We start from the raw sequence: 20,597 nt of genomic DNA, 5'->3' as shown, positions 1-20,597 counted from the left end.
CTCACTGGCTTCACATCCCCCTGAGGATCCCCACTGAGGTCACATCCCCTCCCGCCGAAGACGGAGGCACCCATGACCAGTCACACCCTGCGCATGCTCCATCACGCCGTGCGAGATTCCCGATGAGGGTCGACGTCGCCTGGTGGCACCTCGACGGGACGCCCCAGACCATCGAGACCATGCGCGAACACCTGCGCGAGAACACGCTGGACCGGTGGACCAAGGTGCCCGGCCTGCGGCTGAAGATCTACTTCGCGGACCGCGAGCAGAACCGGTGGGGCGCGATGATGCTCTGGGAGAACGAGCGGCCCCCGCTCGACGAGATGCCGCCGAACGCCGCCCTCGCGCTGATCGGCCGGCCACCGGACGTCCGCGCCACCTTCGAGGCCGAGGGCACCGTCGAGGGCCTGTACGAACTGGCCACGCTCCAGGCCCTCGGCCCCGCTTTCACGGGTAAGAACCTGGAGGTGGAACGGTGTTGACATTCCTGAATAGTCCCGGTTCCAATGCCCTGGTTCTTTCACAGGAAAAATCGTCGGGTAACCATTCGAGCATCAATCCAGGCAACAGACGGACGACAAGGCCGGGAGGATAACGAAAACATGGCGTCGAAAACCTGGGACATACTCGACCTGCCTCCCGGCGAACGCCCCGACCCGGACGAATACATCAGAGCCGCGATGGAGTGGCACTTCGGCCCCGAAACCGGCTCTCCCTACTGGCTGGAGCGCGCGAAGTCCCTGGACTTCGACCCGCGCACCGACATCTCCTCGGTGGCCGACCTCACCCGCTTCCCCAACGTCGCCTCCGAGCTGCGCACCGTCCCCGCCGAGGACCTGATCCCGCGCGGCTACGGCGACCACCCCGACGTACGGGGTGTGTTCGAGAGCGGCGGCACCACGGGCGCTCCCAAGCGGGTCGTCCTCCTCGGGGACTGGCGGAAGCGGCTGCTCCACTGGACCGCCGAGCAACTCGACGCCCACGGCTTCCCCCGGGGCGCAAACTGGCTGGGAATCGTTCCCAGCGGCCCGCACATCGTCGGCGAGTTCTTCCGGGGTTCGGCAACCACGCACGGCACCCACGGATTCACGCTCGATCTCGACCCGCGCTGGGTGAAGCGGCTGATCTCCACGGGCCGCGGCAGCGAGGCCGACGACTACGCCGAGCACGTCGTCGACCAGGCCGCGGAGGTCCTGCGCTCCCAGAACATCGGCGTCCTCACCGTCACCCCGCCGATCCTGGACCGCATCGCCCGCCGTGACGAACTCGTGGAACTGATCAACGAGAAGGTGCGGGCGATCCGTTGGGGCGGCACGCAACTCGACCCGGATTCCCGCCAGGTGTACCGGACGGAGATCTTCCCCGACACCGTCTTCTCCGGGAACTACGGCAGCACGATGATTCTCGGCTTCGCCGGGGAGCGGCCGGGGCTCGGCGACGACGACCCCTGCGTCTTCGACACCCTGAGCCCGTACGTCACCTTCTCGGTCGTCGACCCGGAGACGCTCCGGCCGGTCCCGTACGGGGCGCGCGGCCGGGTCGTGGCCAGCCACGTCAGCAAGTCGTTCCTGCTGCCCAACAACCTCGAACGCGACATCGCGACCCGCGTCGAGCCGCTCGACGGCGGCCCCGGCGACTCGGTTGCCGACATCGCGCCCGTCAGCAGGTTCGAGAACGAGGACGTGGTCGAGGGGGTGTACTGATGGCACCCGAACCGGCCCCCCTGGACGCACCCGAACCAGCCCCCCTGGACGCACCCGAACCGGTCCTGCTGGACGCACCCGAACCGGCCTTGCCGGACGCACCGGAACCGGCCTTGCCGGACGCACCCGAACCGGCCCTACTGGACGCGCTCGGCCCGCGCGGCGAGTTCCGCGCCAGGAACCGCCAGCTGGTCACCGACGTCACCGGCCGCCCCGCCGCCGAACTGAGCCTCGTCCCCCCGCCGTTCGTCAGCCGCACCCTGTCGGCGCTGCGCCGCGCCGAGCCCGCGCCGGCCGACGAGCGGGTACGGCGGATCGCGGCCGCCGCCGACCTCTTCGCCACCGGGACCGTCGCGGGGCAGAGCGTGGCGGAGTACTGCCTCCTGGTCAGCCGCGTCGGCGGGGTCCCGATCACGGAGGTCACCTCGGCGGTCGACCGCATCGCCGAACGGCTCCGCGACATCGGCACCGGCATCGCGCAGGCGCGCCCCGCCGGTGCCGTCACCGACTGGCGCGACCCCTTGGCCAGGTCCGGCCGGGCCGCTCACACCCGGCGCGGCCACGTGTTCGCCGTCCACGCGGCCGGCAACCACCCCGGCACCCACAGCCTGTGGCCCGAGGCGCTGGCGCTGGGCTACCGCGTCGCGGTCCGGCCCTCCCGGCGCGAGCCGTTCACCCCGCACCGGCTGGTCACCGCGCTGCGCCTCGCGGGCTTCGGGAACGACGAGGTCACGCTGCTGCCCACCGACCACACCGGCGCGGACGGCGTGCTGCGCGGCGCCGACCTCGGCATGGTCTACGGCGGCGAGGACGTCGTCCGCAAGTACGGCGCCGACCCCACGGTCCTGCTCCAGGGCCCCGGCCGCTCGAAGATCCTCCTGACGGCCGACGTCGACTGGCACGACCACCTCGACACCATTGTCGACTCGATCGCCGGGCGCGGCGGCACGGGCTGCGTCAACGCGACGGCCGTGCTGGTGGAGGGCGATCCGACGCCGTTGTGCGAGGCCCTCGCCGAGCGGTTCTCGGCGCTGCCCAGCCTCCCGCCGGACCATCCGAAGGCCGTCCTTCCGGTGCAGCCGGCAGCGGGCGCGCGGGCGCTCGCCGAGTACGTGGGGCGCCGCGCCGGTGACGCCAGGCCCTGGCTCGGCGCCGACACGGTCGCCGACGAACTGGGCGACGGCAGCGCGGTCCTGCGGCCGGCCGTCCACCAGGTCGACCGCGCCGACGCCCCTCAGCTCGGCGCAGAACTGCCCTTCCCCTGCGTATGGGTGGCACCGTGGCGCCCCGCGGACGGGATCGCCCCGCTGCGCGACAGCCTGGTGCTCACCGCGCTGACGCGGCAGGAAGAGCTGCTCGACCGGCTCCTGGCCGAACCGACCATCGCCAACCTGTACGTCGGTGACCACCCGACCCACTGGATGCGGCCCGGGCTGCCGCACGACGGCTACCTCTCCGACTTCCTGATGCGCACGAAGACGGTCGTACGAGACTGACGTACGCCCCTTACGTACGCGCCCCTCACATACGCCCTGATGGCACCGAGCCGCGCCTCACCGTGTCTCACTGCGCCGAGGCGCGGCTGTCCACTTCCTGCGCGACGTTGAACCAGACCTCGCCGCAGGCCCGCGCCACGCTCGCCACCATGTCGACGCAGTGGGCGGGGACGCTCTCGATGAGCCGGCTCCACTCGTCCGGCGGGAGGGTGGCCGCGTCCAGCAGCCGCAGCAGCAGGCGCCCGGAGTCGGTGAAGCGGATCGAGGGATCGCGCTTCAGGATCGGAATCAGCTCGGCGGCCGCCGGCGGCACGGAGACACCCGACACCACCGGTGCCGGCGCGGCGGCGGCCTCAGCGGTCTCGGCAGGTGCCACTCGGGCCGATACGGCCGATACGGCGCCGGGGTCGGCGGCGACCCGCGCCGGCGCAGCCGTAACCGTGCCGACCCCCGCCGTACCGCCGGCCACAACGGCCAGCCCAGGCACATCGGCCGGCCCAGGCACACCGGGCAGCCCAGGCACACCGGGCAGCCCAGGCACACCGGGCAGATCAGGCGCCCCTTCATGAAGCGCCCGCGGCCTCGGGAAGACCACCTCGTCCTCCTCCAGCCTCCTGCGCACATCGCGGGCGGTGGCGCGGGAGACTCCGGCGGCACCGGCGATCTGCCGCAGCGTCGCGTCGGGGTGGGTCCGGATGAACTCGCCCGTGGCGGCCCGCACCCCGCTGCTGTCGACCGGCCGCGTCCGGCCGTCGCGCCCGATCCGCACCGGCGCGGCCGGCAGGTCGTCGCCGAGGCGGCGCCGGATGCTTCCGACCGTCTTGGGCGAGAGCCCGGCGAACGAGGCGATCATGCGGTCCGACCACTGCGGGTGCGAGTGGATGATCCGCGTCGCCGCGGCGTTGCGGTCGGCCCGGCTCAGCGGCAGCCCGTGCGTGGTGTTGGCTTGAACGGCGACGATGAAGACGTCCGACTCGTGCCCGTCGAGGAAGCGGACGGCGATCTCCCGCTCACCGCGCAGCACCGTCGCCCGCAGCCGGTGCATCCCGTCGATGACCCGCATCGTGGACCGGTGGACGAGGATGGGCGGCAGGTCCGCGCCGGACTCGGCGAGGACCCGGATGTGGTCGACGTTCTCACCGACGAGGCGTGGTGAATCGGCCGACCAGAGCTGATCCACGGCAATACGTTCAATGGGCAGGGAATGCGGCCTTATTTCCCATGGCTGCTGTTCATTGGACCGTCCTCTTTCCCCGTATATTCCATCTCCGACTGTCTCGTGTTCCGCAACTTCTGCCGACTTGCTCGTGTGCATGAACCCGTCGCCCCCTGTCAGAGTTCGCGCAAGCGTGAAATAGTTGTTAACTTAAATTACCGCCAACGTACCCCCCCGGGCCACCGCGCCAGGTGTCACGCTCGGCCCGCGTGCGCGATTTTCCGTCAAACTTCGCAGAAAGCTTGACACACACAACCCCCAAACCCTAAAGGCCGCCTTTCTCCACCAAGACTCAAGCAAGAATTGACCAGAAGTCCCACATATGCCATTGCCGATTACTAGAATCCCGAGGCATGGAACTCAGGCAGCTCGAATACTTCGTCGCGGTGGCCGAGGAGGAGAACTTCACTCGGGCCGCCGAGCGCGTGCACATCAGCCAGTCCGGAGTGAGCGCCCAGATCAGACAGTTGGAGCACGACCTCGGCACGTCCCTGTTCGACCGCTCGGGCCGCAGCGTCAGACTCACCCCCGCCGGGGTGGCCGCCCTGCGGCACGCCCGCTCCGCACTGGCCGCCGTCGACGCCGTCCGGCAGGCGGTGGACGAGGTGAACGGCCTCATCCGCGGCAGGCTCGTCGTCGGCATGGTCACCGCGTGCACCGTCACGCCACTCTTCGACGCCCTGTCCGCCTTCCACCACAGGCACCCCGGCGTGGAGATCGTCCTCCTGGAGGACACCTCCGACCGGCTCATCGAGCGGCTGCGCGCGGGCAGCGCCGACCTGGCTCTGGTCAGCACCTCCGGCTCCACCCCGCCGGGCCTGGAGGCGTACGAGATCATCCGCGAGCCCCTGGTCGCCGCCATGCCGGTCGGCCACCCGCTCTGCGAGAAGCCCCAGGTGACCCTGGAGGACCTGGCCCGCTACTCAGTGGTGAGCCTGCCCACGGGGGCCGGGGTGCGCAAGGTCTTCGACGACGCGTGCGCGGCGGCGGGCGTCAACATGGAGATCGCGTTCCAGGCCGGCGCCCCCAGCGCGATCGCCGACCTGGCAATCCGCGGCCTGGGCGTCGCGATCCTCTCCGAGTCCCTCGTCGCCCAACACCGCCCCCGACTGACGACCCGCCGGATCCAGGACATCCACACGGAACCGGTCCTCTCCCTGGCCTGGACCACAACAGAAAACCCGGCCCTGCGCCAACTGGTCCACCACTGCCGCCACGCCTTCACCCGCCCGACCCCGCCCCTGACCCCGACCGCCACCCCCCAGACGACCGCGATCCCGGAGCCCACGCTGTCCGCCCAGTAGTCACACCCGGAGGTACGCGAAGGACGCGAAGGACCGCGACAAAAGCAAAAGCCCCAGGTCACGGCGAGTGAGTCCTGGGGCTTCCACAGAGCCGCCTTCGGGATTCGAACCCGAGACCTACGCATTACGAGTTGTCGGATCTTGCTCCGCGAAAGTCCACGGGTGGCTCTTAACGTCGCCTTCTAGCTGGACAGTTGCCTGACCACACTCCCCATGGACACCGACGGATGAGTCCGGATCGCAACGCGAGTGAGACCAGGATTGAGACCGCAGGTCGGCAGCCGGTGCAGTAGGAGCGTGGACTCCCCCATCCGCCCAGTGGTCCCGTGCATGTTGGGGTCGGTTCGCCGTGCGCCTTTGCCGCGAAACGCCCCTGAGATTAGGGCTCAGCGAGGTACGTTTGTGCCGTCTTAACCGGTGGTGTGGTCGTGCATGACGCACGTGGCGAAACAGGTATCGGCTTCGCCAAGGTAGGCCACCTGCTACATCACTTCTTGGACGGGATCGAGTAGCAGCCAGCAGCACACCATGGCTCAGATCGTTCCCACAACACTTGAGCTGCTCGCCCTGGTGTCTCTCGGCTCGAACCCGTCCGCCCCATGTGGTGCGGACAGTGAGAACCGTGCGGAAACCATCGGAGAGCACTGCCGAGCGGTAGCCAACCACTGCCGGGAGATCACACGGCTGATCGTCCGGCGACCGGGAGGCGGTGGAGCATAGCCAGCCAGGGCTAACTCGAATTCGGCCGGGTCGCAGCCAGCGGTCCGGCCGCTGGCGTCTCCGGCTACCGGTACTTGCGGAGTCCCTGACTGATTCACGCAGGTGGCGGCCGTACGGAGTCTCTTGAGCAGGAGGCCACATCTGAGGCCAGGGATACGCCAGAGATCTGCCAACTACCCTGCACAGCAACCGTGTTGTCGGTGCCTGTCTCTAAGGTTCTAAGCAGCCCATTCGAGCCGAGTAGGACACCATGGCGGAAGAGCCGCACCGGAAGTACGACAACACCACCATTGCCGCGCTCATGACCTTAGCGAGGGGCGGCTGCTACGCCCCTCGCTGTGGAGCGCCGACGGTGCGCATCATCGACGGCAAACCGGTGCTCAACCTGGACATCGCCCACATTCGCGCCCTGAAGGCGGGGGGTAAGCGGTTCGACCCCACGTGGAGTGTGGAGGACAGGAACAGCTTCGCCAACTTGCTGTTGTTGTGCAACGTGCATCACAAGCGCGTTGACGGCGTGGACGGCGAGAGGTACACCGTGGGGATCCTGGAGAAGTGGAAGAGCGATCGCGAAGCCGACGGGCAGGACGCCCTTGCGGGACTGAGCGGGCTGACCGAGACCCGTCTGGTCGCGATGATCCAAGAGGCGCAGGATCAATACGTCGATCGACTGGCTCCGGTACTGGGAGCTATCGCACAACAGATGCCGGAGTTGTCGTCCCTCGTCAAGGTGCTCAAGACAGACCTTGAACGCGCGCAAGGGCGCACGCCTGGCATTCCAGAGGAAGCTGTCTGGATGGTGTACGAGGCCAGCCGAAACCTGTCGCACCTCCAGGGCACCGCACCTTTGCTAATGGACGCAGGAGATGACCTCGCGCACCTCCAAGACAACACCCAACTGCTGGTCTCCGCTGCCCACAACTTGATGCGCGTGGCAGACCTGCCGGCGGCACTCTCAAACGCAGCCGACGAGATCCAGAGCGCTGCCGCTTCCCTCTCGGACGCCAGGAGGTACTAAGCAGGGCAAGCACCGCTTGGCCACACTCCAACTCCCGCCTGGGCCGCACCCTTGGCTCAGGCGGGCCAAGTCGACCTTCGTGCGGCTGCTAGCTCGGCCCCCTCGCCGCCAGTTAACCGCGCTGCCGTGTCATCCCACGCAGGCAACACCACTTCACGCATTTTCCGGAAGCAGGACGCCGCAACGGTGCATCATTGGAACATGCTCGCGAGCCTGCTGCCAGGATTCCGTCATCTTAGAACCCCGTTCACCATAGGCTCCATATGCGCGTTTCAATTATGGCTACTCTTTGGGGAAAAGATTCCCGTACGCGAAGAAGCGGACGGATTCATAGGCCAGATATATTCCCTCGGGGATTCAGCAGGGCGCCCCATCGCGATATCTGCCCTCACCTTCGCCCTATATTTATTGGGCGACATCATAAAACTTCCAGCTACAAGAGTAGCCAACCTTTCGGCAGCCCTAATCTTCCCAATTTCTCCACGCCTGGGCGTTCACATGAGGCCCATGTCGGTCCGCACGTACCACGTAATCCACGAAATGACGGATCGAATTAGAGACGGCGATAGCGCTTACCCGACAGATTTGATGATTAAAATAGAGCGCGAGCTACCTGAGATCAGAATGCAACTCATCGCGAATCATTTAGATGTCTACATGGAACATGATCGACTCGCTTCAGAAGCGGAGTTTCGAGTAAATGTCGCGATCTTCTCGGTCCCTTTGTGGATCCTACTCTCAGCAACTTGGTCTCCATGGCTAATACTAGGGGCCGCATTCTCCGTCGTGCTGTTCCTGCACGGGATACGCTCTCTGCGAGAGTCAAATGCGGTGCTCGTCCAGGGACTTTCAGCAGGCATCGTAGAGTCACGCGCTTATAGGGACGAGGAGGGAAGACTGCACTCGCATGGGTGCGATGTCCATCTCGGCGCAACAAGCGACGGTGACGCCGTAAATGAAGAGCCGGAGAGAAACGCACCCGCGAACGAACTCGAGTAGAGGAGCATTAATCAACTCCCTTTTCAGCTCCGAGTTGACTTTCCGGCGCAATTCGGCTCGTGAATCCTGCTGCACACAGGCGCCCATACGCTTCTGCGACGTCGCGGGGGACCTGTTGCTCGATCATGAGCCCTTGCTTCGTGTAGATCACGAGCCTCTGCCGAGCTCCGACCAGCATGTCGATAACCAGATGCGCATTCTGGATCGAGTCGACGTACTCGGGTAGCGCCATAGGTGTAGATGCGCTCACCCAGTCGACATCGGGCCATAGCTTCATCGCCGTGGCGTAGGCGCGTCGCTCCTCGTATGGCTTGCTGATCAGCAAGGCTGACGGTACAGGCACCCCACGCTTTTCCAGGAGATCCCGAGAGAAGCGTATGTTTTCACCTGCGTTTCTAGCCTGCGGCTCGACAATGATGTCGCGCTCGGGAACACCTACTTCCATCGCACGGTCGCGGTAGTGCTCAGCTTCACCTAGTGGCATCCGCTCTCGCGTCGTGCGGCTCGTGACCCCGGTGAAAATGATGAGCGGAGCCATGCCTCGGTGATACAGATCCGCGGCAGTGTCCGCTACCCCCAAGTCGTGGCTGCCCAAGCCGACCGCTACGGAGCAGGGGCGGAGTTCGTGCCCCATCTGCTGAAAGTCCCAAAGCAGTTGCGCATCCGCCCAAGCCTCTGTCGAGATCATTTGCTCTCCACCTATGTGCTCGCCGAGTCGGGCACCTTGAAGTCATAGGCCCACGCAAAGGGCGTAGCCGCATGCACCCCGATAGCGAACTCCACCACGGTGTCATCTGCCGTGTATAAGAACGACGGTAGCCCCGACCGCCGCCACCGCCGCTCCAAGGCCGAGCCAGAAATCAAGCGCAAGGTAGGGGCATTGGAGAAGCAGCGCGACCAGAGCCGCGCTCCCTCGACGACTACTGGTCCAAGACCCGCAACGACATCATCCCGGGCGTCGGCCAACACCGCGTCGACAAGCTGCAACCCGAGCACCTGGAATCGGTGTACCGAGCACTGCTCGACGCCGGGCACGCCCCCTCGCACGTGGTGCAGGTGCACCGCGTCTTGTCCCGGGCCCTGAAAATCGCCCACCGCCGCCGCCTCATCGGTGAGAACGTCGCCACGCTCGTGGACCCTCCGAGCGTGGAGGAGACCGAGGCGAACCCCTTCACCCAGGAGGAGTCCAAGGCGTTCCTCGAAGGCCGCCGCCAAGCGGCCCACCTTCATGCGGTGGATCGTCGGCGTCAGCATGGGGTTCCGCCAGGGCGAAACGCTCGGTCTGCGCTGGCCTTACGTCGACCTTGAGGCAGAGCTGTTCCACCCCAAGTGGCAGCTCCAGCGCCTCACACGGCGGCATGGCTGTAACGCCCCTCACGCCTGTGGAGCGCGCCTCCACCGCTTCGATCCGTGCCCGCCGAACTGCACCACACACAGGAACTACAAGCGCGGCTGCCCCAAGCCGTGCACCAAGACGTGCACGAAGCACGCGAGCACCTGCCCCGAGCGCAAGGAGGGTGGGCCCGTCTTCACTCGCCCCAAGACCAAGAGGAGCCAGAACCCCGTACCAATCCCGCCTGTCTTCATCCTGTTCCTGCGCGACCACAGGGCCTTACAGGAGGAGATTCGAGCCGCGGCCGGTGAGCTGTGGCAAGAGCATGGCGTCGTCATCTCACGGCCGGACGGTCGTCCCGTCGACCCACGGCAGGATTACGAGGCGTTCAAGGAACTGCTCGCCGAAGCCGGAATCGACGACCGCCGACTCTACGACGGGAGCCGCCACACAGCAGGCACGATCCTGAACGAGCTGGGCGTCGACATGCCCACCATCATGGAGATCCTTCGCCACACCAAGATCAGCCAGACCCGCCGCTATGTGAAGGGCAGATCCCACCTATCTATGGACGCGATGCAGCGCATCGGCGAGTTCTTTGTACCGGCTCCCCCGAGCCCCCATCCGGGCCCCACTGAGACCAGAACTGAGACCCCCGACACCCGCGCGGCCCGCTCGCGGCGCCGCCGTCGTATCCGTTAAAAGCAAAAGCCCCAGGTCACGGCGAGTGATTCCTGAGGCTTCCACAGAGCCGCCTTCGGGATTCGAACCCGAGACCTACGCATTACGAGTGCGTTGCTCTGGCCATCTGAGCTAAGGCGGCGCGCTGTCCGCACCATCGTGCGATCAGCAACGCGGCCAAGTCTACACAGTTTTTCAGAGCGCTCCGCACACCCCCTCCTGACGGCTATGAGCAGCGCTTTCCGTCCTTGGGGACGGTTCCCTTCAGGAGGTAGGCGTTGACCGTCGAGTCGACGCACTCGCTGCCGCGGCCGTACGCCGTGTGGCCGTCGCCCTCGTAGGTGAGGAGGTGGCCGGAGGAGAGCTGGGAGGCGAGGGCCTTCGCCCAGCGGTAGGGGGTGGCCGGGTCGCGGGTCGTGCCGGCGACGAGGATCGGGGCCGCGCCCTTCGCCTCGATGCGGTGCGCCTCACCCGTGGCCCGCACCGGCCAGTACGCGCAGTTCAGCGAGGACCAGGCGAGGCCTTCGCCGAAGACCGGGGAGGCCTTGCGGAAGGAGGGCAGCGCCTTGCGGACCTCGTCCGGGGAGCCGAAGGACGGCGGCAGGTCCAGGCAGTTCACGGCGGCGTTGGCGAACATCAGGTTCGCGTACTTTCCTTCGCCGTCCCGCTCGTAGTAGCCGTCGGAGAGGGCGAGCAGGCCCGCCCCGTCCTTGTTCTTCATCGCCGAGGTCAGCGCGTCGCGCAGCTGGGGCCAGCCCGCCTCGTCGTACATCGCGGCGATCACGCCCGTCGTGGCGAGCGCCTCGCCGAGCTTCCTGCCGCCGATCTCGCCGACCTGACCGCGGCCGATGCCACCGTCCCCCTTCACGGTCAACGGCTCACGGTCGAGGCCGCGGAAGAAGGCCTTGAGGCGCCTGCCCGCGTCCTCGGGGCTCTCGGCGCCCAGCGGACACTCCGCGCCGCGCGCCACGCAGTCCTTCGCGAAGGACCGGAACGCCGTCTCGAAGCCAGCCGTCTGGTCGCGGTTCATACGCCGAGCGGGCAGCGACGGGTCCATCGCGCCGTCCAGGACCAGGCGGCCCACGCGGCGCGGGAAGAGTTCCGCGTACGTCGCGCCGAGGAACGTCCCGTACGAGGCGCCGACGTACGTCAGCTTCTCGTCGCCGAGCGCCGCCCGCAGGACGTCCATGTCGCGGGCCGCCTCGACCGTGGAGACGTGCGGAAGGATCTTGGCCGACCGCGCCTCGCAGCCGTCCGCGAACGTCTCGAAGGCGGCGCGCAGGCCATCCGTCTCGCGCTGGTCGTCGGGGGTGACGTCGGTCTGCGTGTACGCGTCCATGCGCTTGCCGTCGAGGCAGGTGACGGGCTCGCTGCGGGCCACCCCGCGCGGGTCGACGGCGACCATGTCGTAGCGGGCCCGGACCTCCGCGGGGTAGCCGAGTGCCGCGTACGACTGGAGGTAGCCGATCGCCGAGCCGCCGGGGCCGCCCGGATTGACCAGGAGCGAGCCGAGGCGGCCCTTTTTCTTCGTGGCCTGTTTGCGGGCGACCGCCAGCTCGATGTCGCCCGCCGCGGGCTCGGCGTAGTCCAGCGGGGCCTTCATGGAGGCGCACTCGAACCCGGGTGCGCCGCACTCGTGCCAGCTCAGCTTCTGTCCGTAGTACGGCGCGAGCTCCGCGGGCGTCGAGCGGGACAGCGACGCCATCGAAGCGTCCGCAGTCGAACTTCCCGACGAACAGCCGGACATGAGCAGCCCGGCGGTCACGAACAGAGTGCCGCACGTACGGAACGGGAGGTGATGGCTGCGACGGCTGTGACGGCCGTGACGGCTGAGGTCCATCACGCGAGAGTAACTCTCCGCGCACGCACGATCACTCAACGCGCTCGTACGAGTGAATCCCTGAGACCGGCCAACCCACGCCCCGAACGGGGGTGTTCAGCCCGCCCGCAGCGCCATCGTCATGGCCTCGACCGCGAGCAGCGGTGCCACGTTCCGGTCGAGGGCGGTGCGGCAGGCGCCGATGGCCTCGATGCGGCGCAGCGTGGACTCGGGTGAGGTCCCCAGGGCCAGGCGCTCCAGCATGTCCTGCACCTCGGTGTTGGCGATGGCCACCCGCGAGCCCAGCTGCAGGGCGAGCACGTCCCTGTAGACCCCGGTCAGCTCGGTGAGCGCGAGGTCGAGGCTGTCGCGCTGCGTGCGGGTCTTGCGCCGCTTCTGTCTGTCCTCCAGCTCCTTCATCACGCCGGCCGTGCCGCGCGGCATCCGGCCGCCCTGCCCTCCGCCGAGCGCCGCCTTCAGGTCCTCGGTCTCCTTGCCGTCGACCTCCTCGGCGACCTGCTTCGCGTCCTCGGTCGCCGTGTCGATCAGCTCCTGCGCGGCCTTGAGACAGCCGCCGATCTCCGACACCCGCATCGGCAGCTTCAGGACGGCGGCCCTGCGCTCACGCGCGCGCGGGTCGGTCGCGAGCCGCCGGGCGCGGCCGATGTGGCCCTGCGTGGCGCGCGCCACGGCCGCGGCGACGTCCGGCTCGATGCCGTCTCTCCGTACGAGCACGTCGGCGACCGCGTCCACGCTCGGGGTGCTCAGTGTCAGGTGGCGGCAGCGGGAGCGGATGGTCGGCAGCACGTCCTCCAGAGAGGGCGCGCAGAGCAGCCACACCGTGCGGGGGGCGGGCTCCTCGACCGCCTTCAGGAGGACATTTCCCGCGCCCTCGGTGAGGCGGTCGGCGTCCTCCAGGACGATGACCTGCCAGCGTCCGACGGCGGGCGAGAGCTGTGCCCGGCGGACGAGGTCGCGGGTCTCCTTCACACCGATGGAGAGCAGGTCCGTGCGCACCACTTCCACGTCGGCGTGGGTGCCGATGAGGCTGGTGTGGCAGCCGTCGCAGAAGCCGCAGCCGGGGGCGCCGCCGAGCGCCCGGTCCGGGCTCGTGCACTGCAGGGCGGCGGCGAAGGCGCGCGCGGCGGTGGCGCGGCCGGAGCCGGGCGGGCCCGTGAACAGCCAGGCGTGCGTCATCTTCGACGACTCCGGCGGCGGGGTGTCCGTGGCGGCCGCCGTCACCAGCGCGTCAGCGTCCCGGGCGGCGGCGCCCAGCTGCTCGCTCACCCGCTCCTGCCCCACCAGGTCGTCCCACACGCTCATGGGGTCACCGCCTTACGCTGCGCTCTGCTCCTGCCCGGACCGCCCATCGCCTGCCCGGACTGCCCATTGTGGAGGACGCCTCTGACAATCCGGCCCGGCCGCGGTGTTCAGCGGCCTCGCCGGCCGCGCCGCGCCCGGCCGTCACCGTCGTCGTCCGCCGCGTCCGGGTGTTCGTCCTCGTGCGACCCGAGCAGTTCGTCCGCCAGCGACGGCAGGTCGTCCAGCGGGGTCTCCTCGGCCCACTCGGAGGACGGCCGCCGGGGCACGCCCTGCTCGTCGACCTCGATCTGGGGCAGCTCACGGGTCCGGTCGTCGGACCCGTCGGGCGAGGGCACGCTCGAAGGCGCGCTCGCGGGCCGCTCGTCCCGGAAGTACCCCGGCGGAACCTTGTCCTCCCGGACGGCAGGCAGCACCGCCGTCTCGTCGGCAGCCCCCTCGGGGACGGGCGGCTGCGGCAGCACCGCGGTGTCCTCCGCACCGGGGCCATCCGCGCCGGGACCCTCGGCGCCGATCGCCGGCAGGACGGCCGTCTCGTCGGCGGCCCCGGAGGGCGGCTGCACCACGGGCGTGGGCACGGTGGTCTCGTTGTCGGGCACGGCGGTCCCGGTGTGCGGCACGGACGACGCGGACTGCTCGGGCTTCCCGGACTGCCCGGACTGCCCGGACTGCCCGGCCGGAGCCTGACTCTTCGGAGCCTGACTCTTAGGAGCCGCAGCCTTCGGAGCCGAAGCCTTCGGAGCCGCCGCAGCAGCAGCCGTAGCCGCGGCCGCCGAAGCCGCAGCAAGCCGCCGCGCCTCCTCCGCCCGAAGCAGCGCGGCCTCCGCCTTCCGCTGCTTCTCCAGGCGCCGCTCCTCCGCCTCGGCGCGCAGCCGCGCCTCCTCCTCGGCCTCCTTGCGGCGCCGCTCCTCCTCGGCCGCCCGCGCCTTCTCCTCGGCGAGGAGCCTGGCCTGCTCCTCCTCGGCCTTGCGGCGGGCCTCCTCGGCGCGCTTCCTGGCCTCCTCGGCCTGCCGCTCCGCCTCGCGGCGCTGGGCCTCCTCCAGCTCGCGCCGCTTGCGCTCCTCCTCCTCGGCGCGGAGCTTGGCGAGCTGCTCCTGGCGCTCGCGTTCGAGCCGCTCCTCCTCGGCCTTGCGCGCGGCCTCTTCCTCGGCCTTGCGCCGGGCCTCCTCCTCGGCGGCCCTGCGGGCCTCCTCGCGCGCCTTCACCTCGGCCTCGGAGAGCGGGAGCACCAGGTCGAGCCGGTGCCGGATGACGGTCGTGACCGCCTCCGGCTCCTGGGACGCGTCGACGATCAGGTACCGCCCCGGGTCGGCGGCGGCGAGCGTGAGGAAACCGGCGCGCACGCGCGCGTGGAACTCGGCGGGCTCCGACTCGAGGCGGTCGGGCGCCTCCGTGAACCGCTCGCGGGCGGCCTCTGGCGACACGTCGAGCAGGCACGTCAGGTTCGGTACGAGGCCACCGGTCGCCCAGCGGTTGATGCGGGCGACCTCGGTGGGCGACAGGTCGCGCCCGGCGCCCTGGTAGGCGACGGACGAGTCGATGTAGCGGTCGGAGATGACCACGGCGCCGCGTTCGAGGGCGGGTCGTACGACGGTGTCGACGTGCTCCGCGCGGTCGGCGGCGTACAGGAGCGCTTCGGAGCGGTGCGAGAGACCGGCCGACGACACGTCGAGGAGGATCGACCGCAGCCGCTTGCCGACGGGCGTCGCCCCCGGCTCGCGGGTGACGACGACCTCGTGGCCCTTGGCGCGGATCCACTCGGCGAGCGCCTCGGCCTGCGTCGACTTGCCCGCGCCGTCGCCGCCCTCCAGGGCGATGAAGAAGCCGGTGCCGCACGGCACCTGTGCCGGGTCGTCGCCGCCGCGCAGCGCGTCCAGGAGGTCGCGCCGGAGCGGTATGCCCTGGCGGTCGTCGGCCTTGGCGAGGACCAGCGCGGCCACCGGCAGCAGCAGCGCGCCGACCAGCATCAGCGTGAAGGCGGCGCCGCCGTGGTCGAAGACGAACTTGCCGTTGACCATGCGGTGCGGCCCGATCGCGGCGGCGACCACCGGGGCCACCAGCGCGCCGAGCGCGAGGACGAGGCGTACGACCGCGTGGAGGTGCTCCGTGGTGCGGGCCCTGCGGTAGTCCTCGACCTCCTGGTCGAGCAGCGCGTGCCCGATGTTCGCGGCGACTCCCGCGCAGACGCCCGTGAGGGCGAGGAGCAGCAGCACGGTCGTGGTGTCCGGCACGAGGCCCGCGGCGAGCAGCGCGACGCCGGTGAGGGCGATCGCGAGCGCCAGCAGCCGGCGGCGGGAGAGCGAGGGCAGCAGGGACGGCGCGACGCGGATGCCGACGGCGGTGCCGCCGGTCAGGGCGAGGACGATCAGGCCGTACGTGACGGGCCCGCCGCCCAGGTCCTTGGCGTGCAGCACGGCGACGGCGACGGCCGCGGCGACGGCTCCGGCGACGGCGGCGCAGGCCGCCACGAAGAGCGGGATCGCGCCGGTGCGGCCCTTGTCGGGACCGGTGCCGGTGCGCGGCCTGCGCAGTCCCTCCAGCGGGCTACGCGCGCGTGGCGTCTGCGTACCGGGAAGTTCGAGGAAGTAGAGGATCGAGAGCGATCCGGCGAAGAGGCCGGCCGCCACGAAGGAGGCGAGCCCCGCCTGGTGCAGGTCGAACCAGTCGATGCCGGCGCCGAGGACGTTCCCGATGAGGGTGATGGCGACGAGGATCGCGGCGGCGACGGGCAGCGCCAGGAATCCCGTACGCAGCGACAGGCGCCGCAGGGCGTCCATGTGGTCCGGCAGCGGCCGTATCGTCGCGCCCTCCAGGGGCGGCGCGGGCAGCAGCGCGGGCGCCGCGCTCTCCTTGGCGACCGTCCAGAAGCGCTCGGCGACACCGACGACGAAGGACGTCACCAGGATCACCGCGAGGGCGTCGTCCGGGGTCCAGTCGATCCACAGCGGCGCGACGACCAGCAGGGCGGCCCGCACACCGTCGGCGCCGATCATGGTCCAGCGGCGGTCGAGCGGGCCGCCCGGAGAGGTGAGCGAGGTGAGCGGCCCGAGAAGCACCGCTCCGAAGAGCAGCGTCGAGAGAACGCGCGCTCCGAAGACAGCGGTCACGGCGAAGGCCGCTCCCCGGTAGCCGCCTCCGAAGGCACCTTCGGCGATGGACGACTGGAGCGCGAGGATCACCAGGACAAACAGCGCGAGCGCGTCGCCGACACTGTCGACGAGATGGGCGCTCCACAACCGCTTCAGCTGCGGTACGCGCAGCAAGGCGCGAACGGCGCGCTCTCGGGAATCTGCGACCAGGGCGTCGTCGGGGGCCGGGATTCCGGCCGTTGGCTGCTCGGCACGCGTCATCCGTCCAGCCTATCTGGACGGACCGACTCCCCGACGAGCCACCCGAACAAACGACCGTCTGGTTCGGGTGGCGTCCAGTGAAGAAGACGCGGAGGGAGACGTCGGGCGTCAGCCCTCCGAGGATGTCAGCCCTCCGAGGACGTCAGTCCTCCGAAGCGGGAGCCCTCCGAGGGCGTCAGTCCTCCGAAGCGGCAGCCTTGCTGGAGGCCGCCGTCTTCTTGGCGGTGGTCTTCTTCGCCGCGGTGGTCTTCTTGGCCGCCGTCTTCTTGGCCGCGGCCTTCTTTGCGGGTGCCTTCTTGGCCGCGGTCTTCTTCACAGCCTTCTTCGCCGTCTTCTTGGCGGGGCCCTTCGCCCGCTTCTCCGCGAGGAGCTCGTAGCCCCGCTCCGGAGTGATGTCTTCGACGGAGTCCGCCGCCCGCAGCGTCGCGTTCGTCTCGCCGTCCGTGACGTACGCCCCGAAGCGGCCGTCCTTGACGACGACCGGCTTCCCGCTGACCGGGTCCTCGCCGAGCTCCTTCAGCGGGGGCTTCGCGGCGGCGCGGCCACGCTGCTTCGGCTTGGAGTAGATCTCCAGGGCCTCTTCCAGCGTGATGGTGAAGAGCTGCTCCTCGGTCTCGATGGACCGCGAGTCCGTGCCCTTCTTCAGATACGGGCCGTACCGGCCGTTCTGCGCGGTGATCTCGACGCCCTCGGCGTCGACACCGACCACTCGGGGCAGGGACATCAGCTTGAGGGCGTCCTCGAGGGTGACCGTGTCGAGCGACATGGACTTGAAGAGGGAGGCCGTGCGCGGCTTGACCGCGTTCTTGCCGGTCTTCGGGGTGCCCTCGGGGAGGATCTCCGTCACGTACGGGCCGTAGCGGCCGTCCTTGGCGACGATCTGGTTGCCGGAGACCGGGTCGGCGCCCAGCTCGAAGTCGCCGCTCGGCTTGGCGAGCAGCTCCTCCGCGTACTCGACGGTCAGCTCGTCGGGCGCCAGGTCGTCGGGAACGTCCGCGCGCTGGTGGTTCTCGGTGTCGCGCTCGCCGCGCTCCACATAGGGGCCGTAGCGGCCGACGCGCAGCATGATGTCGTTGCCGACGGGGAAGGACGACACCTCGCGGGCGTCGATGGCGCCGAGGTCGGTGACGAGTTCCTTGAGGCCGCCGAGGTGGTCGCCGTCGCCGTTGCCGGCGTCGGCCGCGCCGCCCGCGGCCTCGCCCTCGCCGAAGTAGAAGCGCCGCAGCCACGGCACGGCCTGCGCCTCACCGCGGGCGATGCGGTCGAGGTCGTCCTCCATCTTGGCGGTGAAGCTGTAGTCGACGAGCCGGCCGAAGTGCTTCTCCAGGAGGTTGACCACGGCGAAGCTCAGGAAGGACGGCACGAGCGCCGTGCCCTTCTTGAAGACGTAGCCGCGGTCGAGGATCGTGCCGATGATCGACGCGTACGTCGACGGGCGGCCGATCTCGCGCTCTTCGAGCTCCTTGACCAGCGAGGCCTCGGTGTAGCGGGCCGGGGGCTTCGTCGCGTGGCCGTCGACCGAGATCTCGTCGGCGGAGAGCGCGTCGCCCTCGCTGACCTGCGGGAGCCTGCGCTCGCGGTCGTCCAGCTCGGCGTTCGGGTCGTCGGCGCCCTCTACGTAGGCCTTGAGGAAGCCGTGGAAGGTGATGGTCTTGCCGGACGCGCTGAACTCGGCGTCGCGGCCGTCGGAGGCGCGGCCGCCGATCTTCACCGTGACGGAGTTGCCGGTCGCGTCCTTCATCTGGGAGGCGACGGTCCGCTTCCAGATCAGTTCGTAGAGCCGGAACTGATCGCCGGACAGGCCGGTCTCTGCGGGCGTGCGGAAACGATCACCCGAGGGGCGGATCGCCTCGTGCGCCTCCTGCGCGTTCTTGACCTTCCCGGCGTACGTGCGCGGCTTGTCCGGCAGGTAGTCGCTGCCGTAGAGCTGCGTGACCTGCGCGCGGGCGGCGGTGACGGCCGTGTCGGACAGCGTCGTGGAGTCCGTACGCATGTAGGTGATGAAGCCGTTCTCGTACAGCTTCTGGGCCACCTGCATGGTCGCCTTGGCGCCGAAGCCGAGCTTGCGGCTCGCCTCCTGCTGCAGCGTCGTCGTACGGAAGGGCGCGTACGGCGAGCGGCGGTACGGCTTGGACTCGACCGAGCGTACGGCGAAGTTCGTGTCCTGGAGGGCGGCGGCCAGCGCCCGGGCGTTCGCCTCGTCCAGGTGCAGGGTGCCCGCGCTGCCAGCCTTGAGCTGCCCGACGGAGTTGAAGTCGCGGCCCTGCGCGACGCGCTTGCCGTCGACCGTGGTGAGGCGGGCGACCAGCTGCGACGGGTCGGAGGCGTCACCGGCGCGGCCTGTGCCGAAGGTGCCGGTCAGGTCCCAGTACTCGGCGGAGCGGAAGGCGATGCGCTCGCGCTCCCGTTCGACGACGAGGCGGGTGGCCACGGACTGGACGCGGCCTGCCGACAGGCGCGGCATGACCTTCTTCCAGAGGACCGGCGAGACCTCGTAGCCGTAGAGACGGTCGAGGATGCGGCGGGTCTCCTGGGCGTCGACCATGCGCTTGTTGAGCTCGCGCGGGTTGGCGACGGCGCTGCGGATCGCGTCCTTGGTGATCTCGTGGAAGACCATCCGGTGGACGGGGACCTTGGGCTTCAGGACCTCGAGGAGGTGCCACGCGATGGCTTCGCCCTCGCGGTCCTCATCGGTGGCGAGGAAGAGCTCGTCGGAGTCCTTCAGAAGGTCCTTGAGCTTCTTGACCTGCGCCTTCTTGTCGGCGTTGACGACATAGATGGGCTGGAAGTCGTGCTCGACGTCCACGCCGAGGCGGCGCACCTCGCCGGTGTACTTCTCGGGCACCTCCGCGGCGCCGTTGGGGAGGTCGCGGATGTGCCCGACGCTGGCCTCGACTACGTAGCCGGGGCCGAGGTAGCTCTTGATCGTCTTCGCCTTGGCAGGCGACTCGACGATGACGAGTCGGCGGCCGCCCTGTGCGGTCTCGCTGGTCGGGGACAACTTCGCTCTTCTCTCCGGTCGACGCTCGGTGGCAGTGCGCGGTGGCACCGCTCGGCCGCACCGCCCGGTGGCGCTGCGCGGTGGCAGGGCTCTGGTCAGTGCGGTGGCAGTGCCCGCATGGCTTGCGTTGCGCTGTCGCTGCGGAGTGTGACGGTACATCCCGCCCCCGTGTCAAACGGGAAAAGCCCGCAACGGCCACTCGAACGGTAACCCGACTACCGCCATTCCTGCCGCCCGGCGTAGCCACCACTGTTCCGGCGCCCCGTGCGGCCGGAGCCCGTACGACGACGGGAAGGAGAGGATCCGCCGTGTCGCCGGCACCACGTCACAGCCGCGTGAAGCACCACACTCCGAGCAGCAGCGCGCCCGTTCCCGCGAGCATGGCGAAGGTCGCCGATGCGACGGGGTTCACACCCTGGGCGACGGGAGCGCGGTGCGCGACACGCGCACCGGTCCACAGCATCAGTCCGGCTCCGAACAGTGCGAACACCGTCCCGGCGAAGATCGCTGGTCCGCTCTCCATGGTCGTGCCTCCCCGTGCCGATTTCCCCTGCCGGGAGGCTGGCACGCACGGGAATCGGGAGGACGAAATCGGGGTGAACGGCGAGCGGCCCGGCCGTACACCCCACCCGAAATG

At 69.3% G+C, this 20,597-nt stretch carries 13 protein-coding genes, 1 tRNA gene and 2 pseudogenes; 7 read left to right on the top strand and 9 right to left on the bottom strand.

Features of this window, described 5'->3' with window-relative positions; all coding sequences use genetic code 11:
- The first annotated feature begins 122 nt into the window (after positions 1–122).
- The 3 genes from ACZ7LU_RS25135 (at position 123) to ACZ7LU_RS25125 (ending at position 3,199) form a co-directional block, all read left to right on the top strand.
- Positions 123–482, top strand: a complete 360-nt coding sequence (locus tag ACZ7LU_RS25135; RefSeq protein ID WP_398302380.1) for a hypothetical protein — start codon at positions 123–125, stop codon at positions 480–482.
- 120 nt (positions 483–602) lie between these two features.
- A complete protein-coding gene (locus tag ACZ7LU_RS25130) occupies positions 603–1,703 on the top strand; it encodes a phenazine antibiotic biosynthesis protein (protein WP_471918076.1) in 1,101 nt (366 codons plus the stop codon).
- Entirely contained in the window at positions 1,703–3,199 is a 1,497-nt protein-coding gene (locus ACZ7LU_RS25125) for an aldehyde dehydrogenase family protein (protein WP_471918075.1), read from the top strand. Before ACZ7LU_RS25130 ends, ACZ7LU_RS25125 begins: the two co-directional genes overlap by 1 nt.
- Positions 3,200–3,266: 67 nt before the next feature.
- On the opposite strand, the gene ACZ7LU_RS25120 is transcribed toward ACZ7LU_RS25125, so the two are convergent.
- A complete protein-coding gene (locus ACZ7LU_RS25120) occupies positions 3,267–4,379 on the bottom strand; it encodes a ParB/RepB/Spo0J family partition protein (protein WP_471918074.1) in 1,113 nt (370 codons plus the stop codon).
- Positions 4,380–4,768: 389 nt separating this feature from the next.
- Here ACZ7LU_RS25120 and ACZ7LU_RS25115 point away from each other — a divergent pair, with 389 nt between their 5' ends.
- The 3 genes from ACZ7LU_RS25115 (at position 4,769) to ACZ7LU_RS25105 (ending at position 8,456) form a co-directional block, all read left to right on the top strand.
- Entirely contained in the window at positions 4,769–5,719 is a 951-nt protein-coding gene (locus tag ACZ7LU_RS25115; protein WP_471918073.1) for a LysR family transcriptional regulator, read from the top strand.
- A gap of 970 nt (positions 5,720–6,689) precedes the next feature.
- Positions 6,690–7,457, top strand: coding sequence for a hypothetical protein (locus ACZ7LU_RS25110; protein WP_471918072.1), 768 nt, complete (start codon positions 6,690–6,692; stop codon positions 7,455–7,457).
- A 201-nt stretch (positions 7,458–7,658) separates the two neighbouring features.
- Positions 7,659–8,456 carry a hypothetical protein gene (locus tag ACZ7LU_RS25105; protein ID WP_471918071.1) on the top strand — a complete coding sequence of 266 codons (798 nt, stop codon included), beginning with the start codon at positions 7,659–7,661 and terminating at the stop codon, positions 8,454–8,456.
- Between the two features lie 7 nt (positions 8,457–8,463).
- On the opposite strand, the gene ACZ7LU_RS25100 is transcribed toward ACZ7LU_RS25105, so the two are convergent.
- A complete protein-coding gene (locus ACZ7LU_RS25100) occupies positions 8,464–9,144 on the bottom strand; it encodes a YdcF family protein (RefSeq protein WP_471918070.1) in 681 nt (226 codons plus the stop codon).
- 11 nt (positions 9,145–9,155) lie between these two features.
- Positions 9,156–9,260 (bottom strand): annotated as a pseudogene (locus ACZ7LU_RS25095) (GntR family transcriptional regulator); the annotation flags it as partial.
- Between ACZ7LU_RS25095 and ACZ7LU_RS25090 the strand changes: the two are divergent.
- A pseudogene (locus ACZ7LU_RS25090) lies at positions 9,226–10,491 on the top strand (tyrosine-type recombinase/integrase). The pseudogenes ACZ7LU_RS25095 and ACZ7LU_RS25090 sit on opposite strands and share 35 nt — an antisense overlap.
- A gap of 47 nt (positions 10,492–10,538) precedes the next feature.
- Here ACZ7LU_RS25090 and ACZ7LU_RS25085 read toward each other — a convergent pair.
- The 6 genes from ACZ7LU_RS25085 to ACZ7LU_RS25060 form a co-directional block, all read right to left on the bottom strand.
- Positions 10,539–10,612: transfer RNA gene (locus tag ACZ7LU_RS25085), tRNA-Thr, on the bottom strand.
- A gap of 84 nt (positions 10,613–10,696) precedes the next feature.
- On the bottom strand, positions 10,697–12,310 hold the full coding sequence (locus ACZ7LU_RS25080; RefSeq protein ID WP_471918069.1) for an alpha/beta hydrolase: 1,614 nt from the start codon (positions 12,308–12,310) through the stop codon (positions 10,697–10,699).
- A 96-nt stretch (positions 12,311–12,406) separates the two neighbouring features.
- A complete protein-coding gene (locus ACZ7LU_RS25075) occupies positions 12,407–13,612 on the bottom strand; it encodes a DNA polymerase III subunit delta' (protein ID WP_398302368.1) in 1,206 nt (401 codons plus the stop codon).
- 107 nt (positions 13,613–13,719) lie between these two features.
- Positions 13,720–16,959 carry a dTMP kinase gene (gene tmk / locus ACZ7LU_RS25070; RefSeq protein ID WP_471918068.1) on the bottom strand — a complete coding sequence of 1,080 codons (3,240 nt, stop codon included), beginning with the start codon at positions 16,957–16,959 and terminating at the stop codon, positions 13,720–13,722.
- Positions 16,960–17,134: 175 nt separating this feature from the next.
- Complete coding sequence (topA, locus tag ACZ7LU_RS25065; protein WP_471918067.1) at positions 17,135–19,960, bottom strand: type I DNA topoisomerase; 2,826 nt, start codon at positions 19,958–19,960, stop codon at positions 17,135–17,137.
- Positions 19,961–20,285: 325 nt separating this feature from the next.
- Complete coding sequence (locus ACZ7LU_RS25060) at positions 20,286–20,483, bottom strand: hypothetical protein (protein ID WP_398302362.1); 198 nt, start codon at positions 20,481–20,483, stop codon at positions 20,286–20,288.
- Between the last annotated feature and the right edge of the window lie 114 nt (positions 20,484–20,597).

The organism is Streptomyces sp. NPDC039462 (assembly GCF_055639375.1).
This window is presented reverse-complemented; position numbering and strand designations above follow the sequence as displayed.